The organism is Devosia enhydra, from assembly GCF_900119845.1.
Taxonomy (GTDB): Bacteria; Pseudomonadota; Alphaproteobacteria; order Rhizobiales; family Devosiaceae; genus FPKU01.
Genome location: NZ_FPKU01000001.1, coordinates 1280919 through 1296729, shown reverse-complemented (window position 1 = coordinate 1296729; position 15811 = coordinate 1280919). Strand labels below are relative to the sequence as shown.

The following is a 15811-nucleotide window of genomic DNA, read 5'->3' as shown; positions in this document are numbered from 1 at the left end:
GTCAGGCCGGGCGCGCCGCGCGGTAGAGCACGTGCGGGCGGATGGGATGGCTGGGCGCGATGGCAGGGTGGTCGAAATCGCCCTGCAAATCCCGCGACATGCCGATCTTTTCCATCACCTTCTGGCTCGGCAAATTGCCGCGATAGGTGAAGGCGACGACCTCGTCGCGACCCAGCTCGTACCAGGCGTGGTGCAGGTGGGCGCGCGCGCCCTCGGGCGCAAAACCCTTGCCCCAGAAGGGCTTGTCGATGATCCACCCGATTTCCGTATGCGGGTTGCCGGGCAGGGCGTGGGTTATGGCGGCGGTTCCGATCAGCCCGACGAAGGCGCCGTCGCTCTTCTGCTCGGCGGCGAGGAAATGGCTTGTCCCCTCGTCAAGTCCTTGACGCATCTTGTCAATCCAGAGATCGGCGTCGGCACGCGAACGGGTCCGCGTGTAAAAGCGCATGACGACCGGATCGCCGACCATGCGGGCGAAGGGTGCGCGGTCTTCCTCGCGCCAAGGCCTCAGCAGCAGGTGATCGGTTTCCAGGATCATCGGATGAAGTCTTCTTCGCTAAACCCTTGAAGATAAAGGAGAGCGGTGAGATCGCCATGGTCGATGCGAATGGGCGATTTCTCGGCTACGGAGGGTTTGGCGTGGAGGGCGACGCCCATTCCGGCGATGCCGATCATTTCGAGGTCGTTGGCACCGTCGCCGACCGCCATGGTGGCCGAGAGCGGCAGGTTGCGCTCCTCGGCGAGGGCGATGAGGCGGGTGCGCTTGGTGTCCTTGTCGACGATGGGCTTGCGCACCGTGCCGGTCAGGCGGTTGTTTTCGAGTTCGAGCACGTTGGCGACGGCTTCGTCGAACCCGATGCGCTCGGCGAAATAGTCGGCGAAATAGGTAAATCCGCCAGAGACCAGCGCGGTATATCCCCCATAGGCCTTCATGGTCTGCACGAGCGTGCGGCCGCCCGGCGCCAGGGTAATGCGCTCTCGGCGAACCTCTTCCATCGCCTTGAGGTCGAGGTCCTTGAGCAGGGCGACGCGGGTGTCGAGGGCCTGTTCGAAATCGAGTTCGCCATTCATGGCGCGGGCGGTGATCTCGGCGACGGCGTCCTTTATGCCCAGCGCCGCAGCGAGTTCGTCGATGCATTCCTGTTCAATCATCGTGGAATCCATGTCCGCGATGAGCAAATTCTTGCGCCGTCCGTGTTGGGGCACCAGCGCGGCATCGACAGCCTTGCGCCCGATGCGATCCCGCGCGATCGAAAGCGCCTCGGTTGACTTGGGCGCGATGATCTCGCAGGCAACGGAGTGATCGAGCCAGTTGAGTTCGCCGCCCACATCCTTGTGGATGGACGCGGCGAGCGCGACGTCGAGGTCGGAATCGGCCGGATTGGCGATGAGGCAGAGAACGGTGTCGGACATGAAGGAGAGCTCGCGGGAAGGGCCGGGGACGGCTGCGGGCCGGCAGGTGGTCCTGATAGCGGGTCCGACCGCAAGCGGCAAGTCGGCGCTGGCGGCGCGGATGGCCGAGGAAATGGGTGGCGTCGTGGTCAATGCCGATGCCATACAGGTTTATGATGTGCTGAAGGTGTTGACCGCGCGGCCGGCGGGCGCTCTGGCCGTGCCGCATCTGCTCTATGGCCATGTCGATCCTGCCATCCGGTACTCAACCGGCGCCTGGCGCGATGACGTGGCCGGGCTACTGGCCCGGCCGGACCTGGCGAGCAAGCCGTTCGTCATCGTTGGCGGGACGGGGCTTTACTTCGATGCGCTGATCCATGGCTTTGCCGATGTGCCAAAGGTGCCGCCGGAGGTCGTCGCACGGATCGAGTCGCTGGTGGCGCCGCTCGATGCCGAGGGGCGGGGTCGGCTGATCGCAGAGCGGGACCCCGAGATGGCGGCACGCCTTGCGGCGCCGGACCCGCAGCGGGTGGTCAGGGCGCTTGCGGTGCTCGAGGCGACGGGACGGTCGCTGGCGCGGTTTCAGTCGCAGATGGACCGGGGCCTGCTCGAGGGGGCTCGTGTCGAGCGGATCGTGATCAGCCCGCCGCGCGATGTCGTGGCTGAGCGGATAGACCGCCGTTTCCGGGCCATGCTGGAGCAGGGTGCGATCGAGGAGGTTGAGGCGCTGCGGGCGCTGGAGCTCGACCCGGGCCTGCCGGCGATGAAGGCGATCGGCGTGCCGGAAATCAGCGCCTGGCTGGATGGTCGGATCGACCGCGAGACGATGATCGAGAGAGCGGTGATCGCCTCGCGCCAGTATGCCAAGCGGCAGCGGACCTGGCTGCGCGGGCGCATGGGGGACTGGTCTTGGCGGACTGGTCTTGGCGAGAGGGATGAAGGGGGTGCTTGACCAGACTGCCGGGTCTCGCCAAAATCCCCATATGATCTCCTCCGCCAGACGTTTTTTTTCAGCAAGCATCGCCATCGGCCTTCTTCTGGGCGGGGTCGCGCTCGGCGTGCCCGGAAAGGGCAAGGAGGCGGCCAAGAACCCGCCGAGCGAGAATGTCGAGCAGGTGTTCCAGCAGCGCAATGCCCGCACGCTGGCGATCCTCGATGCGGATTTTCCGCGTGACCACGAGGCGCTTCTCGCGGCGGCGCGGGCGCTGCGGCATGCCGACCTGACGCTCGACCAGAAGCTCGAACGGCTTTTCGCGATGATGTCCGATACGCGCAAGCGCTATGCCGAGCGGCTGCGCTTTGCGCCCGGCCCGCAGCACCGGCTGATGATGGGCGTTCTGGGCGCCTTCATGGCCGAGGTCGATCGGGTCGCGGGCAGCGAGGTGTGCACGGCGTTTGCGCAGGACGGCACCGGTGCGCTTTTCCAGTCGGGCGTCGCATCGCAGTTTTCGGCGGCCATCGACGTGCAGTCGGCGGCCTATTTCGCAGCGGTGGTCGCGGCCATCGAGAACCCCGAAATTCATCCCCCCGTGCTCGAGGCTGACTGGAGCGCCGTGTTCGCGCAGATGGCGCGCGACGGCCATCCGCTGAGCTATGTCGAGAGCATTGCCGGCGGATCGCCCGACGATCCGGCGCTCTGTTCGGCGCTCAGCGCCATGTTCCGCTCCGCAGCCCTTATGCCGGGCGCGCCCGGCGAGCGGTTCCGCGCCGACTTCGCGCCCAAGCTTGCCGGCTACTGAGCCGGCAAGGGCGGCAGGAGGCCGAGCCGCTCGCGCATCGCAAAGCGCGTGGTCAGCACCACCGCCACGAAGGCCAATCCTCCAGCCAGGCCGAGCCATACGCCGACGCCGCGCCAGTCGAGCACGATGCCGGCGATCCATGCGATCGGGAAGCCCACGGCCCAGTAGCCTAAAAGCGCGATAATCATCGGGGCGGTGGTATCGGACAGGCCGCGTAGTGCTCCAGCGGCGCTGACCTGCGCCCCATCGACAAGCTGGAAGATGCCGCCGATCACCACATAGGTGGCCGCAAGGCGCAGGGCTTCGAAATTGGCCGGATCGTCCTGGTCGAGGAAGAGGCCGACAAGCGCGTCGGAGTAGAAGATGAAGAGCAGGCAGGTGGTGGTCATGAAGGCGAGCGTGACGATCATCGCGCCCCAGCCAGCCCGCGCCACGCCTGCGCGGTCGCCGGCACCATAGGCCAGGCCGACGCGCACCGTCGTTGCCTGGCTCAGCCCCAGCGGCACCATGAAGGCGGTTGAGGCGCATTGCAGCGCCACCGCGTGGGCGGCAAGCTCGTTGGTGCCGAGCCGGCCCATGAGCACGGCAGCCATGCTGAACAGCGCCACTTCGGCCAGCACCATGAAGCCGATGGGCGCGCCGACGCGAATGATCGCGAGGAAGCGCTGCCAGTCGGCCCGCCAGAAGCGGGCAAAGACATGGTAGCGGCGGAAGCGGCGATGGCGGACGGCGTAGAATGCCAGGGCCGCGAACATGAAGATGTTGACGATGAGGGTGGCAATCGCCGCCCCGCGCAATTCGAGGCGCGGCATGCCGAAATTGCCGAAAATCAGCGCCCAGTTGAGCAGGGCGTTGAGCGCGACGGCCCCGATCGTGACCAGAAGGATGACGCGCGTCTGCTGGAGCGCCGAGAGGAAGGAGCGAAAGACGACGTAGCAGAGGCCGGGCAGCACCAGCCACATGGCGACGTGCACGTACTCTTCAGCGCGATCGATGGCGACGGGCGCCTGGCCGAGGGCTGACAGCACCGGGCGCACCTGCCAGAGGATGGGCCAGAGCACGAGCGAGACGGCAATCGCCACCCACAGACCCTGCCGCACAGTGCGCCGCACGCCCTTGCTGTCGCCCGCGCCGCGCGCCTGAGCCACAAGTGCGGCCACGACGCTGAGCATAGCGATGCCGCCGATCATGAAGGTATTCATGAAAGCGGTGGCAAGCATGCCGGCTGCAAGGGACTCGGGGCCCAGCCAGCCCATCATGATGACGTCAGTGGTAAAGAGCGCGTTCTGCGCCAGCTGAGCGAGAATCAGCGGCGCGCCGAGCGAGAGCAGGGCCCGCATCTCGGCGATCCAGTGGGAAAAGCTCGTCTTGCCGTCGCCGCTGGCCGGCGCCGTTGCCTCGTTTGTCATCATCGTGCCTGATCGGTTTGCAGCGGCAAGCACTACTGCATCGGGTGATGAGAAGAAAGGGAGCGGAACCGATCGGGGCCTGAGGCATTTGGGCAGGAGAACAAACGCATGCCCCGGAGTGCTCCTTGATGAAAACCATCCTCGCCACCGTAGCCACCGCCCTGATGCTGACGGCCTGCACCACCGCCGAACGCGCGGCCACTTTCGGCGCCGTGACCGGCGGGACCATCGCGGGCGTCGCGACGGGGTCGCCCGGCGCGGCCCTTGCTGGCGCTGCCGTGGGCGCGGTGGCCGGCGGGCTTCTGGGCCGTGCCGTCGACAATCCGGGACAGTGCGTCTACCAGCGCGCCAATGGCCGCCAGTTCGTGGCTGCCTGCCCCTCCAACTACCGCTAATCGAGCCACGCCCTCTGGCTTGAGACGGCCGGCGCCTTCGGGCGTCGGCCTTTTTATTGCGCGATTGTGAGGCCTTGCGAGGGTTGACAGGGCCGGCAAAGCCTGCCTATCACTATGCCCACAAAGCCGGATGGCGGTTCCATGCATTCACTTATCGTAGTATCTGTGCGCATCGAGATCGTGAGGTAATTCCTCGCGACAATTCGGTGCGCACCTCAAGGCTCCCCCGGGGGCCTTTTTTATTGGCCGCTTCCGCCGCGAAGCACAGTGACCAAATCTCCCAGTGCGTGTGGCGGGAGCAAGAGGAGGATGAAGACGATGGCCGAACAGATGACCGGTGCCGAAATGGTGGTGCGGGCCCTCGCCGATCAGGGGGTCGAGCACATCTTCGGTTATCCCGGCGGTGCGGCGCTGCCGATCTATGATGCGATGTTCCAGCAGGACAAGGTGCAGCATATCCTCGTGCGGCACGAGCAGGGCGCCGGGCACATGGCCGAGGGCTATGCCCGCTCGACGGGCAAGGTCGGCGTCGTGCTGGTGACGTCCGGGCCGGGGGCGACCAACGTTGTCACCCCGCTCACAGATGCGCTGATGGATTCCATCCCCATCGTGGTCATCTCGGCCCAGGTGCCGACGGCGCTGATCGGCTCGGACGCGTTTCAGGAATGCGACACGGTCGGCATCACGCGCAGCTGCACCAAGCACAATTATCTGGTGAAGTCGGTCAACGACCTGCCGCGTGTCCTGCACGAGGCTTTCCACATCGCGCGCTCCGGCCGGCCGGGCCCGGTGCTCGTCGACATTCCCAAGGATGTCCAGTTCGCGATGGGCACCTATCTCACCGCCGACGAGATCGGCACCTCGCGCCACAAGAGCTACAACCCGCCGAGCCAGGGCGATTCGGGCGCCATCGCGGCCGCCGTCGACCTGATGCTGAAGGCGCGCCGGCCGATCTTTTATACCGGTGGCGGCGTGGTCAATTCCGGCCCCGAGGCGTCCGAGACGCTGCGCGAGCTGGCCGAACTCACCGGCTTCCCGGTGACCTCGACGCTGATGGGTCTCGGCTCGTTCCCGGGCTCGCATCCGCAGTGGATGGGGATGCTGGGCATGCACGGCACCTACGAAGCCAACATGGCGATGCATGACTGCGACCTGATGATCAATATCGGGGCGCGGTTTGATGATCGCATCACCGGCCGGCTCGATGCCTTCTCGCCCAATTCGGTGAAGATCCACGTCGATATCGACCCCTCCTCGATCAACAAGAATGTCCGCATCGACCTGCCGATCATCGGCGATTGCGGGCTGGTGCTCGAAGAGATGGTGCGCATCTGGCGGTCCAAGACCAACGAGCCGCGCACTGAGGCCCTGGCGCCGTGGTGGGAGGAGATCGCGGGCTGGCGCAAGCGCAATTCGCTGGGCTTCCGCAATTCGGACACGACCATCAAGCCGCAGCACGCCATCCAGCGCCTCTACGAGGCGACCAAGGGGCGCGAGGTGTTCATCACCACCGAAGTCGGCCAGCACCAGATGTGGGCGGCCCAGCATTTCCACTTCGAGCAGCCCAATCGCTGGATGACCTCGGGCGGCCTCGGCACGATGGGCTATGGCCTGCCGGCCGCCGTGGGCGTGCAGGTGGCGCACCCGGATGCGGTGGTGATCGACATCGCCGGCGAGGCCAGCGTGCAGATGACCATGCAGGAGCTCTCGACGGCAGTGCAGTACCGGCTGCCGATCAAGATCTTCATCCTCAACAACGAACGCATGGGCATGGTCCGGCAGTGGCAGGACCTGCTGCATGGCAGCCGCTATGCGCATTCCTATTCGGAAAGCCTGCCCGATTTCGTCAAGCTGGCCGAGGCCTATGGCGCCAAGGGCATAAGGTGCGACGATCCCGCCGAGCTCGACGCGGCGATCGCAGCGATGCTCGACCATGATGGTCCCGTGGTGTTCGACGTGCTGGTGGAAAAGGACGAGAACTGCCTGCCGATGATCCCCTCGGGCAAGCCGCATAACGAGATGATCCTGCCCGACTTCGCCGAGGATATCGGCTCGGTGATCGACGCCAAGGGGCGGCAGCTGGTCTAGAACGGCACGCCCCGCCCTCGTGGTTCGACAGGCTCACCATGAGGGCGTTCGAGGACGCCGAGCAATCGGAGAACCTCATCCTGAGCTTGTCGAAGGACGAGGTTCGGGCGCAACGGCCCAGAGGACAAGAGACATGAACGCACATCTGCAGCCCAGCGGCTCGGCCTACTTTCTCTCCGCTGAAACTCAGAAGCCCGAGCGCCACACGCTGTCGGTGCTGGTCGACAACGAGCCGGGGATTCTGGCCCGCATCGTCGGGCTCTTCGCGGCGCGCGGGTACAATATCGACTCGCTGACGGTCAGCGAAACGGAGCACGAAAAGCACCTGTCGCGCATAACCGTGGTGACGGTGGCGACGCCCAAGGTGCTGTTGCAGATCAAGCTGCAGCTCGAGCGGCTGGTGCCGGTGCACAAGGTTTATGACCTGACCGCGGACGGCAAGGCGCTGGAGCGCGAGCTGGCGCTGGTCAAGGTGGCCGGCACCGGCGACCAGCGGGTGGAGACGTTGCGGCTGGCCGATGCCTTCCGCGCGCAGGTGGTGGATGCGACCACCGAGAGCTTCGTGTTCGAGGTGACCGGCAAGCCCAGCAAGATCGACAGCTTCATCGCCCTCATGGTGCCGCTCGGGCTGGTCGAGGTGGTGCGCACCGGGCTGGCCGCGATCTCGCGCGGCGCGGAAGGCATGTGACCAACACGATGACCAAGCTCTCGGTAAACCTCAACGCCGTCGCCCAGCTGCGCAACCGGCGCAATCTGCCCTGGCCCAGCGTAACCGGCATCGGCCGGCTCGTGCTCGAGGCGGGCGCGGCCGGGCTGACGGTGCATCCGCGGCCCGACGAGCGCCATATCAGGCGGGACGACGTCTTTGCGCTCAAATCGCTCCTGCGCGATTTTCCCGATCGGGAGTTCAATATCGAGGGCTATCCGAGCGAAGCTTTCCTCGCGCTCTGCGAAGCGGTGCGCCCGCAGCAGGTGACGCTGGTGCCCGACAGCCCGGAGCAGTCGACCTCCGATCATGGCTGGCAGGTGCGCAAGGCGCGGGCAGTGCTCGTGCCGGCCATCACGCGGCTCAAGGCCGGGGGCATGCGGGTATCGCTGTTCATCGATGAAGACCCAGCCGTGCCGCCCGATGCGCGCGAGATCGGCGCCGACCGGATCGAGCTTTTCACCGGTCCTTATGGCGGGGCGTTGGGCGGCGCACAGGCGGACCTGCATCTCGACCGGCTTTCGGCGACGGCGCAGGCGGCCCATGCGGCGGGGCTCGGCATCAATGCCGGCCATGATCTGACGCTCGAGAACCTGCCGCAATTTCTGGCTGCCGTACCGTGGGTGGACGAGGTCTCGATCGGCCATGCCATCACCTCGGACGCGCTGGTGATGGGATTCGCCGAGGCTGTGCGTCGCTACACCAGTGTTCTGGAGAGCGGGGGTCGCGCCTGATCGGTCAGGATTACCGAACAGTGCATCGCTGCGATCGGGCTGATCCACGGTGAGGGTCGCCCTCGGCTCGAACGTCACAGATAAGTGGCTGAATCGCCTGCCCAATTTCTGCGAAAGCCAACGCCGTGAGCGAGCGGGTTACACGGGTGTGCCTACGGTTCACCGGCGTGCCTGCTTGCGGTCTGCCGTAATAGTCACATATCTGCGCTCGGTTACAATTTGATACCGGAGAGCAGAATGTCCAAGCCCAAGATTGGCGTGATCATCAGCAGCACGCGTCCGACCCGCTTCGGCGACAAGCCGGCGAAATGGATCCTCGAGCATGCGCAGAAGCGCGGTGACATCGAGGCCGAGCTGATCGACCTGGCCGACTACAAGCTTCCCTTCTTCGATGCTCCCGCATCCGACCTCTGGGCGCCCTCGACCGACCCGGAAGTGCTGCGCTGGCAGGCCCGCCTCAACGAATTCGACGGCTACATCGTGGTCGTGGCCGAGTATAACCGCTCGATCACCGGCGCGCTCAAGAACGCGCTCGACCAAGCTTACAAGCCGTTCATCCGCAAGGCCGTTGCCTTTGTCGGTTATGGCTCGGTGGGCGGCGCGCGTGCGGTGGAGCACCTGCGCAACATCTTCGTCGAACTGCAGGCCGTGCCGGTCCGTCAGGCGATCCATATCGGCGGTTCGGACTTCGTGCCGATCATGTTCGGCCAGAAGAGCTGGGACGATGTGAAGGGCGGTTTCGACCCCTTCGTGCCGGACGTGCTCGACAATCTCGTCTGGTGGACCAACGCGACCAAGGCAGCGCGCGAGGCCTGAGCCCGCTCACGAGCGGCCCCGGCGGCGAGTTCTCTCCGCTCGCAGGCGCCGCTGCCCCAGAGACGCGGATGGCACCTCACGTGCCGTCCGCGTCGACGTGACCAGACCCGCGACCGATTTGTGTTGAGCCTGCTTCGCGCGGGGTGTAAACCGCCCGCCACCCCAAACAGGGTGAGCAAGGTACATGACGCAGACCAAGACGCCCGGCGAAACAGCCGGTGTTGTAGCGACCGGTCAGTCCAGCCACAAAAGCAATGAATTCCGGATGCTCGTGCTCGGCGCACTGGGCGTCGTCTATGGCGATATAGGTACCAGCCCGATCTACGCTTTCCGGCAGGCGCTTTCCGTGCGTCCCGGCGGGCCGCAGGCTAATTTCGAAGCTGAAGTGCTGGGCCTGCTTTCGCTCATCATCTGGGCGCTGACCATCACCGTTACGGTCAAGTACATCTTCTTCGTCACCCGGGCCGACAACAAGGGCGAAGGTGGCACCCTGTCGCTCATGTCGCTGGCGGCGTCCAGTTTTGCCAAGGCTCCCGGATGGATCATCGCCATCGGCGTGGTCGGGGCGGCGCTATTCTTCGGCGATGCGATCATCACACCCGCCATATCGGTGCTCTCGGCCGTCGAAGGGGTGACCGTGGTGGCCCCTGATCTGGAGCGCTGGGTGGTGCCGGTCACCTTTGTGATCATCATCGGCGTCTTCATGGTGCAGCGCTTCGGTACGGCGGGCGTCTCGAAGGTGTTCGGGCCGGTCACCGCCGTCTGGTTCCTGGTTATGGGCGTCGTGGGCCTCAGCCACATCGTGGTCAATCCGCAGGTGCTGCTGGCGCTCAACCCTGCCTATGGCATCCTGTTCCTTGCCACCCATCCGGATCTGGCGGCGCTGGTTCTGGGCGCAGTCTTTCTTGCCGTGACAGGCGTGGAGGGGCTCTATGTCGATCTGGGGCATTTCGGCCGGAAGCCGATCGTCACCGCCTGGTTCATCATGGTCTTCCCCTGTCTCTTGCTCAATTATTTCGGGCAGGGCGCCTATGTGCTGTCGCACGAGCCGGGTTCGGTTGATCACCCCTTCTTCGAGATGGTGCCCGCCTGGGGGCTGATCCCAATGATCGGGCTCGCGACCTGTGCCACCATCATCGCAAGCCAGGCCGTGATCACCGGCGCCTATTCGCTGACCCAGCAGGCCATCGCGCTCAACCTTCTGCCCCGCATGACCGTGCTGCATACCTCCGAGACGCAGTCGGGCCAGATCTACATGCCGCAGGTCAACGTCTTCCTGATGATCTTCGTGCTCTTGCTGGTGGTGTCGTTCGGCAGTTCGGGAGAGCTCTCCAATGCCTATGGAATCGCCGTTTCAGGCGTGATGCTGGTGACGGTTGTGCTGCTTGGCATCGTGATGTGGCGCGTATGGAAATGGCATCCCATCGCCACGCTGATGGTGATGACGCCATTCCTGCTCATCGATCTGGGCTTTTTCGCCGCCAACGTCACCAAGCTCTTCCAAGGTGGCTGGGTGCCGGCGGCGGTGGCCGTGGTGCTGGCCACGCTGATGTCCACCTGGATGTCGGGACGTCGCAGGCTTGCCGAAAAGACGCGACGCGAAGAGGTGCCGCTCGAATTCCTCGTCGAGAACCTCGCCAAGAAGCGCCCCACCGTGGTGCCGGGCACCGCGATCTTTTTGACCAGCGATATCGAAGGGGCGCCCACCGCGCTCCTGCACAGCCTCAAGCACTACAAGGTGCTGCACGAGCAGAACGTCATCCTCACGGTGCTGACCTCGTCGGCGCCGCGCGTGCCCGACGACGAGAAGGTGCTGATCGACGCGTATAACGACCTGTTCTACCGGGTGATCATCACCTTCGGCTATATGGAGACGCCCAATATTCCGAAGGCGCTGGGCCTCGCGCGCAAGCTGGGGTGGAAGTTCGACATCATGTCGACGTCGTTCTTCCTGTCGCGCCGGTCGTTGAAGCCCTCGCACAAGCGCGGTCTCATCCGTTACTGGCAGGACAAGATGTTCATGCGGCTGGCTCGAAACGCCACCGACGCGACGGAGTATTTCCACATCCCCACGGGACGGGTGGTGGAAATCGGCACGCAGGTCATCCTGTAAAGTCGAGGCGCGGCCGGCAGCGGTGCTGCCGGTGCTATTTCGGCATGTCGGGGCAGAGATAGGGGACTTCGGCGACGCGATAGCGCTGCTCGTCGGTCTGTCCGCCGACCAGAGAGAGTTTGAGCACCAGTTCCTCGCCCGAGATCGAGACGATCTCGGCGGGGATGTCCATGCCGTCCTCGTTCCAGCTCAGCGCTGTCTCGGAGGTCATCGACCAAGGCGAGAGACGGTAGGTCTCCCAGCAACTGTCCTGCACCAGCGTGCCGTCGGAGAGGAAGATCACCTTCTTGCCCGGTAGCCCGTCATCCTCGACGCGTGACCAGACACGGTTGGTGAGCAGGCGCTCGGCGCTCTCGTCCTCGGCCGCTTCTTCGCCCGAGGTCTCCTGAGCGGCAGCGGGCAGGGCCACGAGGGAGCCCACGCCCCACAATGCGAGCAGCGCCAGTAATGCAGCCTTGGTCGTCATCGTCCATCCTCCGTAGTGTGCAATATCCGGCGCCGGGAATGCGCCGGATTTCCGGCAGGCATCAGGCGATTCCGAGGGATTTGTCGCGGTCGCGCATGCGGTTACCGGCCTGCTTGGGCCAGAGGCCATAGTCGGTCCGGCCTTCGAGCGCGGCGCGGGCATGCACGGGCCAGTTGGGGTCATCGAGGGCGCCGCGCGCCAGCGCGACGAGATCAGCCTCACCCTTTTCCAGAATGGCTTCGGCGTCTTCGGGCCGGTCGATGAGGCCCACGGCCATCGTGTCGATGCCCGCCTCGCGACGGATGATCTCGGAGAACGGCACCTGGTAGAGCGGGCCGGGTGCGATGCGCCCGCCCGAGAAGCCGCCCGAGGAACAATCGACGATATCGACGCCATGGCCCTTCATTATGCGGGCAAACGCCACCGAATCCTCGGGCTGCCAGCCATCGGGGTGATTGTCGGAGACCGAGATGCGCACGGCCAGCGACCGATCTGCCGGCCAGGCGGCGCGCACCGCGTCGATCACCTCGAGGGGGAAGCGCATGCGGTTCTCGCGGCTGCCGCCATACGCGTCGGTGCGATGGTTGGCGAGGGGCGAGAGGAACTGGTTGAGGAGGTAGCCATGGGCGGCATGCACCTCGACCATGTCGAAGCCCGCCTCAAGGGCGCGATGGGTGGAGGCCACGAAGGCATCGATGATGGCCTGCATGCCGGCCTTGTCGAGCGCGGCGGGCGGGGTGAAATTCTGGTTCTCGGCATGGATTTCAGCACTCGGCGCCACGGGCGTCCAGGCCGTGAAGCCCACCTGCGGTTTTTCGGCCTCGGTCTCGTCAAAGCCCTTGCGCCAGGGCAGGGGCGTCGAGGCCTTCCGCCCGGCATGGGCGAGTTGGATGCCGGCGGCCGATCCGTTCTGATGCAGGAAATCGACGATGCGCTTCAGCGGGGCGACGTGCGCATCCGACCAGAGCCCGAGATCGGCATAGGAGATACGGCCCTCGGGCACGACGCCCGTCGCCTCGAGGATCACGAGGCCGAAGCCCCCGAGCGCGAAGCGTCCCAGATGCACGAGATGCCAGTCATTGGCGAGGCCATCCACGGCCGAATACTGGCACATGGGCGCAACGACGGTGCGGTTGCGCAGGGTGAGGCTGCGGCTCGAATAGGGCGTGAAGAGGCGCGAGGACAAGGGGCACTCCGACTATCGGCAAAATACGATGAAGCAGAGATAGACAGCCCACGCCGCCCCTGCAAGCCCACGCCGCGAAATGGCACTTGAACCGAACCGTACGTTACGGTACGGAATGGCCAGCCGCTGCGGCGGCGTGGGAGGGAGATGTGAGCGCAACGCCGACACGCGACGAGACCTGGACGCCGCGCCAGCAGCAGGTGCTGACGGCCGCGCTCGACCTGCTCGTGGAAAGCGGCGACGGGCTGACCATGACGGCGGTGGCGCGGCGCGCCAGCTGCTCCAAGGAATCGCTCTACAAATGGTTCGGTGATCGTGACGGGCTGCTGACGGCGACGGTGCAGTGGCAGGCGGCCAAGGTGCGCCAGCCGCGCGTCGATCGTCGCAGGCTCGATGCCGAGACGCTGCGCGCCAGCGTGCAGCAGTTCGCCAGCGATCTTCTCTCGACGCTTTCAGGCCGCATCTCGGTGGTGCTCAATCGCCTCGCTATCGCGCATGCGGCGGTGGAAAAGACCGGGATGGGCGCGATCGTGCTCGAAAACGGACCGCTGGCGGTACGCCGGAGGCTGAAGCCGGTGCTGGAGGCGGGGCGCGACGCGCGCCTCCTGCGGTTCACCGACAGCGAGGAAGCTTTCCGCACCTTTTTCGGGCTGGTGGTGCGCGACCTGCAGATCCGCATGCTCTTGGGCGAGGACCTGACACTGACACCCGAGCAGATCGAGAAGGACGCGGCGACCGCGACCGAGAGATTTTTCGCGCTGTACGGCGCGGATTGACAGGCTTGGCAGGCGGGGCGGGCCAAATGCTCCGCTGCCGAAGACGAAAGAGGGCCCGCTGGGCCGGACGCCAAAAGGGGAGACAACCATGCGCGTTTATTACGATCGGGATGCCGATCTCAACATCATCAAGAACAAGAAGGTCGCGATCATCGGCTATGGCAGCCAGGGTCATGCGCACACGCTGAACCTGCGCGATTCGGGCGTGAAGGACATCGTGGTCGGCCTGCGTCCGGGTTCGGCTTCCGCCAAGAAGGCCGAGGGCGAAGGTCTCAAGGTGATGAGCGTCGCCGATGCCTCGGCCTGGGCCGACGTGATCATGATGCTGACCCCCGACGAGCTGCAGGCCGACATCTACAAGCAGCATATCGAGCCCAATATCCGCGACGGCGCAGCGATCGCCTTCGCCCATGGGCTCAACGTGCACTTCAACCTGATCGAGCCCAAGAAGACCGTCGACGTGATCATGATCGCGCCGAAGGGCCCGGGCCACACCGTGCGCGGCGAGTTCGTCAAGGGCGGCGGCGTGCCGTGCCTGATCGCTGTGCATCAGGATGCCTCGGGCAATGCCCATGACATCGCGCTGGCCTATGCCTCGGGCGTCGGCGGCGGCCGCTCGGGCGTCATCGAGACCAATTTCCGCGAGGAATGCGAGACCGACCTGTTCGGCGAGCAGGTCGTGCTGTGCGGCGGCCTCGTTGAGCTCATCCGTGGCGGCTTCGAGACGCTGGTGGAAGCCGGCTATGCCCCCGAAATGGCCTATTTCGAGTGCCTGCACGAAGTGAAGCTGATCGTCGACCTGATCTACCAGGGCGGCATCGCCAACATGAACTACTCGATCTCCAACACCGCCGAGTGGGGCGAGTATGTCTCGGGCCCGCGCATCATCACCTCGGAAACCAAGGCCGAGATGAAGCGCGTGCTGCATGACATCCAGTCGGGCAAGTTCACCTCCGAATGGATGCAGGAGCATCGTTCGGGCGGCTCGCGCTTCAAGGCGACCCGTCGCCTGCATGACGAGCACCAGATCGAGGAAGTGGGCGAAAAGCTGCGCGGCATGATGCCGTGGATCAAGGCCGGCGCCCTCGTCGACAAGGCCAAGAACTAAAGGCAGCGTCCCGGGCGTCTGGCACGGGACCATCGCCGATTTGGAAAGGGCGTCGCGAGGCCATCGCGGCGCCCTTTCTCATGGCGCGGAACGGGCGGGGCAGGGCGGCGTTGGTCACCCAGCAAGGAGACCGATGATGGCAAGCAAACCCGACAGGACCGTGCCGGACGTCGAAGAGATGAAGCATCGCACGGGCCGGCAGGTCGACGACAATCTCGACGACATGGGACGCGACGTGAACGACAAGGATACTGAAAAAGCGCGGCATCCGCAAAAGGATGTCGGTCGCTGAGGCTTGTTCGGGACTTCTCTCTATGGCACCTGAAAGGCGTCGCAGGGAGGACCGCATGGACAAGGCCGAGGACATTCGCCGGATCATCGCGCAGGAAGAGGCGCTGGTGTTCCATCAGTTCGATGAAGGCGTCGCCTTCGAGATCGGTCTTGCGGCCCGGCGGATGGCCGTATCGCGGCAACAGGGCGTGGTGATCGATGTCCGCACCTGGGACAGGCCGCTGTTTTATTCTGCGCTGGCCGGCACGACAGGGGACAACCCGCACTGGGTGCGCCGCAAGGCCAATACCGTGCAGCGCTTCGCCAAATCGACCTATCGCATCGTGCTCGAAAAGAGCTGGGACGGCGACGTCTTTCCGCCGCGCCGCGGGCTCGACCCCAATGACTATGTTCTGGCGGGCGGCGGCTTTCCGATCCGGATCGCCAATGCCGGCATGATCGGCGCCGCGATCATTTCGGGACTGCCCGAGCGCGAGGACCACAAGCTCATCGTGGCGGCGATCGCCGAGGTGCTGGGCAAGGACATTTCGGCCATCGCGCTCGACTGAGCGGCCGCCTGCTTGACAGCGCGCGGCCCGGATTGCACACCCGG

17 protein-coding genes are annotated in these 15811 nt (G+C 65.3%); 12 read left to right on the top strand and 5 right to left on the bottom strand.

Going from position 1 to position 15811, the window contains the following annotated elements; all coding sequences use genetic code 11:
- Position 1: 1 nt before the first annotated feature.
- Positions 2-538, bottom strand: coding sequence for a GNAT family N-acetyltransferase (locus BT183_RS06305; RefSeq protein ID WP_072339990.1), 537 nt, complete (start codon positions 536-538; stop codon positions 2-4).
- Positions 535-1413 carry a phosphoserine phosphatase SerB gene (serB, locus tag BT183_RS06300; protein ID WP_072339988.1) on the bottom strand — a complete coding sequence of 293 codons (879 nt, stop codon included), beginning with the start codon at positions 1411-1413 and terminating at the stop codon, positions 535-537. Before serB ends, BT183_RS06305 begins: the two co-directional genes overlap by 4 nt.
- On the opposite strand from serB, the gene miaA reads away from it, so the two are divergent.
- The gene (gene miaA, locus BT183_RS06295) at positions 1412-2344 is read left to right on the top strand and encodes a tRNA (adenosine(37)-N6)-dimethylallyltransferase MiaA (RefSeq protein ID WP_072339986.1); all 933 of its coding nucleotides are present in this window, start codon (positions 1412-1414) and stop codon (positions 2342-2344) included. The genes serB and miaA overlap by 2 nt on opposite strands.
- Positions 2345-2375: 31 nt before the next feature.
- A complete protein-coding gene (locus BT183_RS06290) occupies positions 2376-3131 on the top strand; it encodes a hypothetical protein (protein WP_072339984.1) in 756 nt (251 codons plus the stop codon).
- Here BT183_RS06290 and BT183_RS06285 read toward each other — a convergent pair.
- Complete coding sequence (locus BT183_RS06285; protein ID WP_072339982.1) at positions 3125-4543, bottom strand: MATE family efflux transporter; 1419 nt, start codon at positions 4541-4543, stop codon at positions 3125-3127. The two genes, BT183_RS06290 and BT183_RS06285, sit on opposite strands and share 7 nt — an antisense overlap.
- A 125-nt stretch (positions 4544-4668) precedes the next feature.
- Between BT183_RS06285 and BT183_RS06280 the strand changes: the two genes are divergently transcribed.
- The 6 genes from BT183_RS06280 (at position 4669) to BT183_RS06255 (ending at position 11392) form a co-directional block, all read left to right on the top strand.
- A complete protein-coding gene (locus BT183_RS06280; protein WP_072339980.1) occupies positions 4669-4935 on the top strand; it encodes a glycine zipper domain-containing protein in 267 nt (88 codons plus the stop codon).
- A gap of 318 nt (positions 4936-5253) precedes the next feature.
- Positions 5254-7023, top strand: a complete 1770-nt coding sequence (locus BT183_RS06275; RefSeq protein WP_072341632.1) for an acetolactate synthase 3 large subunit — start codon at positions 5254-5256, stop codon at positions 7021-7023.
- Positions 7024-7156: 133 nt separating this feature from the next.
- Complete coding sequence (gene ilvN / locus BT183_RS06270) at positions 7157-7711, top strand: acetolactate synthase small subunit (protein WP_072339978.1); 555 nt, start codon at positions 7157-7159, stop codon at positions 7709-7711.
- 8 nt (positions 7712-7719) lie between these two features.
- Entirely contained in the window at positions 7720-8463 is a 744-nt protein-coding gene (locus tag BT183_RS06265; protein WP_072341629.1) for a pyridoxine 5'-phosphate synthase, read from the top strand.
- Between the two features lie 237 nt (positions 8464-8700).
- Entirely contained in the window at positions 8701-9279 is a 579-nt protein-coding gene (locus BT183_RS06260; RefSeq protein WP_072339976.1) for an NADPH-dependent FMN reductase, read from the top strand.
- Between the two features lie 184 nt (positions 9280-9463).
- Positions 9464-11392 carry a potassium transporter Kup gene (locus tag BT183_RS06255; protein ID WP_072339974.1) on the top strand — a complete coding sequence of 643 codons (1929 nt, stop codon included), beginning with the start codon at positions 9464-9466 and terminating at the stop codon, positions 11390-11392.
- A gap of 34 nt (positions 11393-11426) precedes the next feature.
- Here the strand turns inward: BT183_RS06255 and BT183_RS06250 are convergent, their stop codons facing one another.
- Together BT183_RS06250 and BT183_RS06245 are read right to left on the bottom strand one after the other, a co-directional pair.
- On the bottom strand, positions 11427-11858 hold the full coding sequence (locus BT183_RS06250) for a hypothetical protein (protein ID WP_072339972.1): 432 nt from the start codon (positions 11856-11858) through the stop codon (positions 11427-11429).
- 61 nt (positions 11859-11919) lie between these two features.
- Complete coding sequence (locus BT183_RS06245; protein WP_072339970.1) at positions 11920-13044, bottom strand: NADH:flavin oxidoreductase/NADH oxidase; 1125 nt, start codon at positions 13042-13044, stop codon at positions 11920-11922.
- A 149-nt stretch (positions 13045-13193) separates the two neighbouring features.
- Here BT183_RS06245 and BT183_RS06240 point away from each other — a divergent pair, with 149 nt between their 5' ends.
- From BT183_RS06240 to BT183_RS06230, 4 genes are all read left to right on the top strand, one after another.
- A complete protein-coding gene (locus tag BT183_RS06240) occupies positions 13194-13820 on the top strand; it encodes a TetR/AcrR family transcriptional regulator C-terminal domain-containing protein (RefSeq protein WP_072339968.1) in 627 nt (208 codons plus the stop codon).
- Positions 13821-13908: 88 nt separating this feature from the next.
- A complete protein-coding gene (gene ilvC / locus BT183_RS06235) occupies positions 13909-14928 on the top strand; it encodes a ketol-acid reductoisomerase (protein ID WP_072339966.1) in 1020 nt (339 codons plus the stop codon).
- Between the two features lie 136 nt (positions 14929-15064).
- Positions 15065-15220: a hypothetical protein gene (locus BT183_RS20720; RefSeq protein ID WP_177282415.1), complete on the top strand. Its 156-nt coding sequence runs from the start codon at positions 15065-15067 to the stop codon at positions 15218-15220.
- Positions 15221-15275: 55 nt separating this feature from the next.
- Positions 15276-15767, top strand: coding sequence for a heme-degrading domain-containing protein (locus BT183_RS06230; protein WP_072339965.1), 492 nt, complete (start codon positions 15276-15278; stop codon positions 15765-15767).
- Positions 15768-15811: the final 44 nt, after the last annotated feature.

Bases quoted from the DNA above. Each gene is read 5' to 3' on its own strand.
- BT183_RS06265 (WP_072341629.1), top strand. From the start codon at position 7,720: ATGACCAAGCTCTCGGTAAACCTCAACGCCGTCGCCCAGCTGCGCAAC.
- BT183_RS06255 (WP_072339974.1), top strand. From the start codon at position 9,464: ATGACGCAGACCAAGACGCCCGGCGAAACAGCCGGTGTTGTAGCGACC.
- ilvC (WP_072339966.1), top strand. From the start codon at position 13,909: ATGCGCGTTTATTACGATCGGGATGCCGATCTCAACATCATCAAGAAC.
- serB (WP_072339988.1), bottom strand. From the start codon at position 1,413: ATGTCCGACACCGTTCTCTGCCTCATCGCCAATCCGGCCGATTCCGAC.
- BT183_RS06290 (WP_072339984.1), top strand. From the start codon at position 2,376: ATGATCTCCTCCGCCAGACGTTTTTTTTCAGCAAGCATCGCCATCGGC.
- BT183_RS06260 (WP_072339976.1), top strand. From the start codon at position 8,701: ATGTCCAAGCCCAAGATTGGCGTGATCATCAGCAGCACGCGTCCGACC.
- BT183_RS06285 (WP_072339982.1), bottom strand. From the start codon at position 4,543: ATGATGACAAACGAGGCAACGGCGCCGGCCAGCGGCGACGGCAAGACG.
- BT183_RS06305 (WP_072339990.1), bottom strand. From the start codon at position 538: ATGATCCTGGAAACCGATCACCTGCTGCTGAGGCCTTGGCGCGAGGAA.
- BT183_RS06280 (WP_072339980.1), top strand. From the start codon at position 4,669: ATGAAAACCATCCTCGCCACCGTAGCCACCGCCCTGATGCTGACGGCC.
- BT183_RS20720 (WP_177282415.1), top strand. From the start codon at position 15,065: ATGGCAAGCAAACCCGACAGGACCGTGCCGGACGTCGAAGAGATGAAG.
- miaA (WP_072339986.1), top strand. From the start codon at position 1,412: ATGAAGGAGAGCTCGCGGGAAGGGCCGGGGACGGCTGCGGGCCGGCAG.
- ilvN (WP_072339978.1), top strand. From the start codon at position 7,157: ATGAACGCACATCTGCAGCCCAGCGGCTCGGCCTACTTTCTCTCCGCT.
- BT183_RS06275 (WP_072341632.1), top strand. From the start codon at position 5,254: ATGGCCGAACAGATGACCGGTGCCGAAATGGTGGTGCGGGCCCTCGCC.
- BT183_RS06250 (WP_072339972.1), bottom strand. From the start codon at position 11,858: ATGACGACCAAGGCTGCATTACTGGCGCTGCTCGCATTGTGGGGCGTG.
- BT183_RS06230 (WP_072339965.1), top strand. From the start codon at position 15,276: ATGGACAAGGCCGAGGACATTCGCCGGATCATCGCGCAGGAAGAGGCG.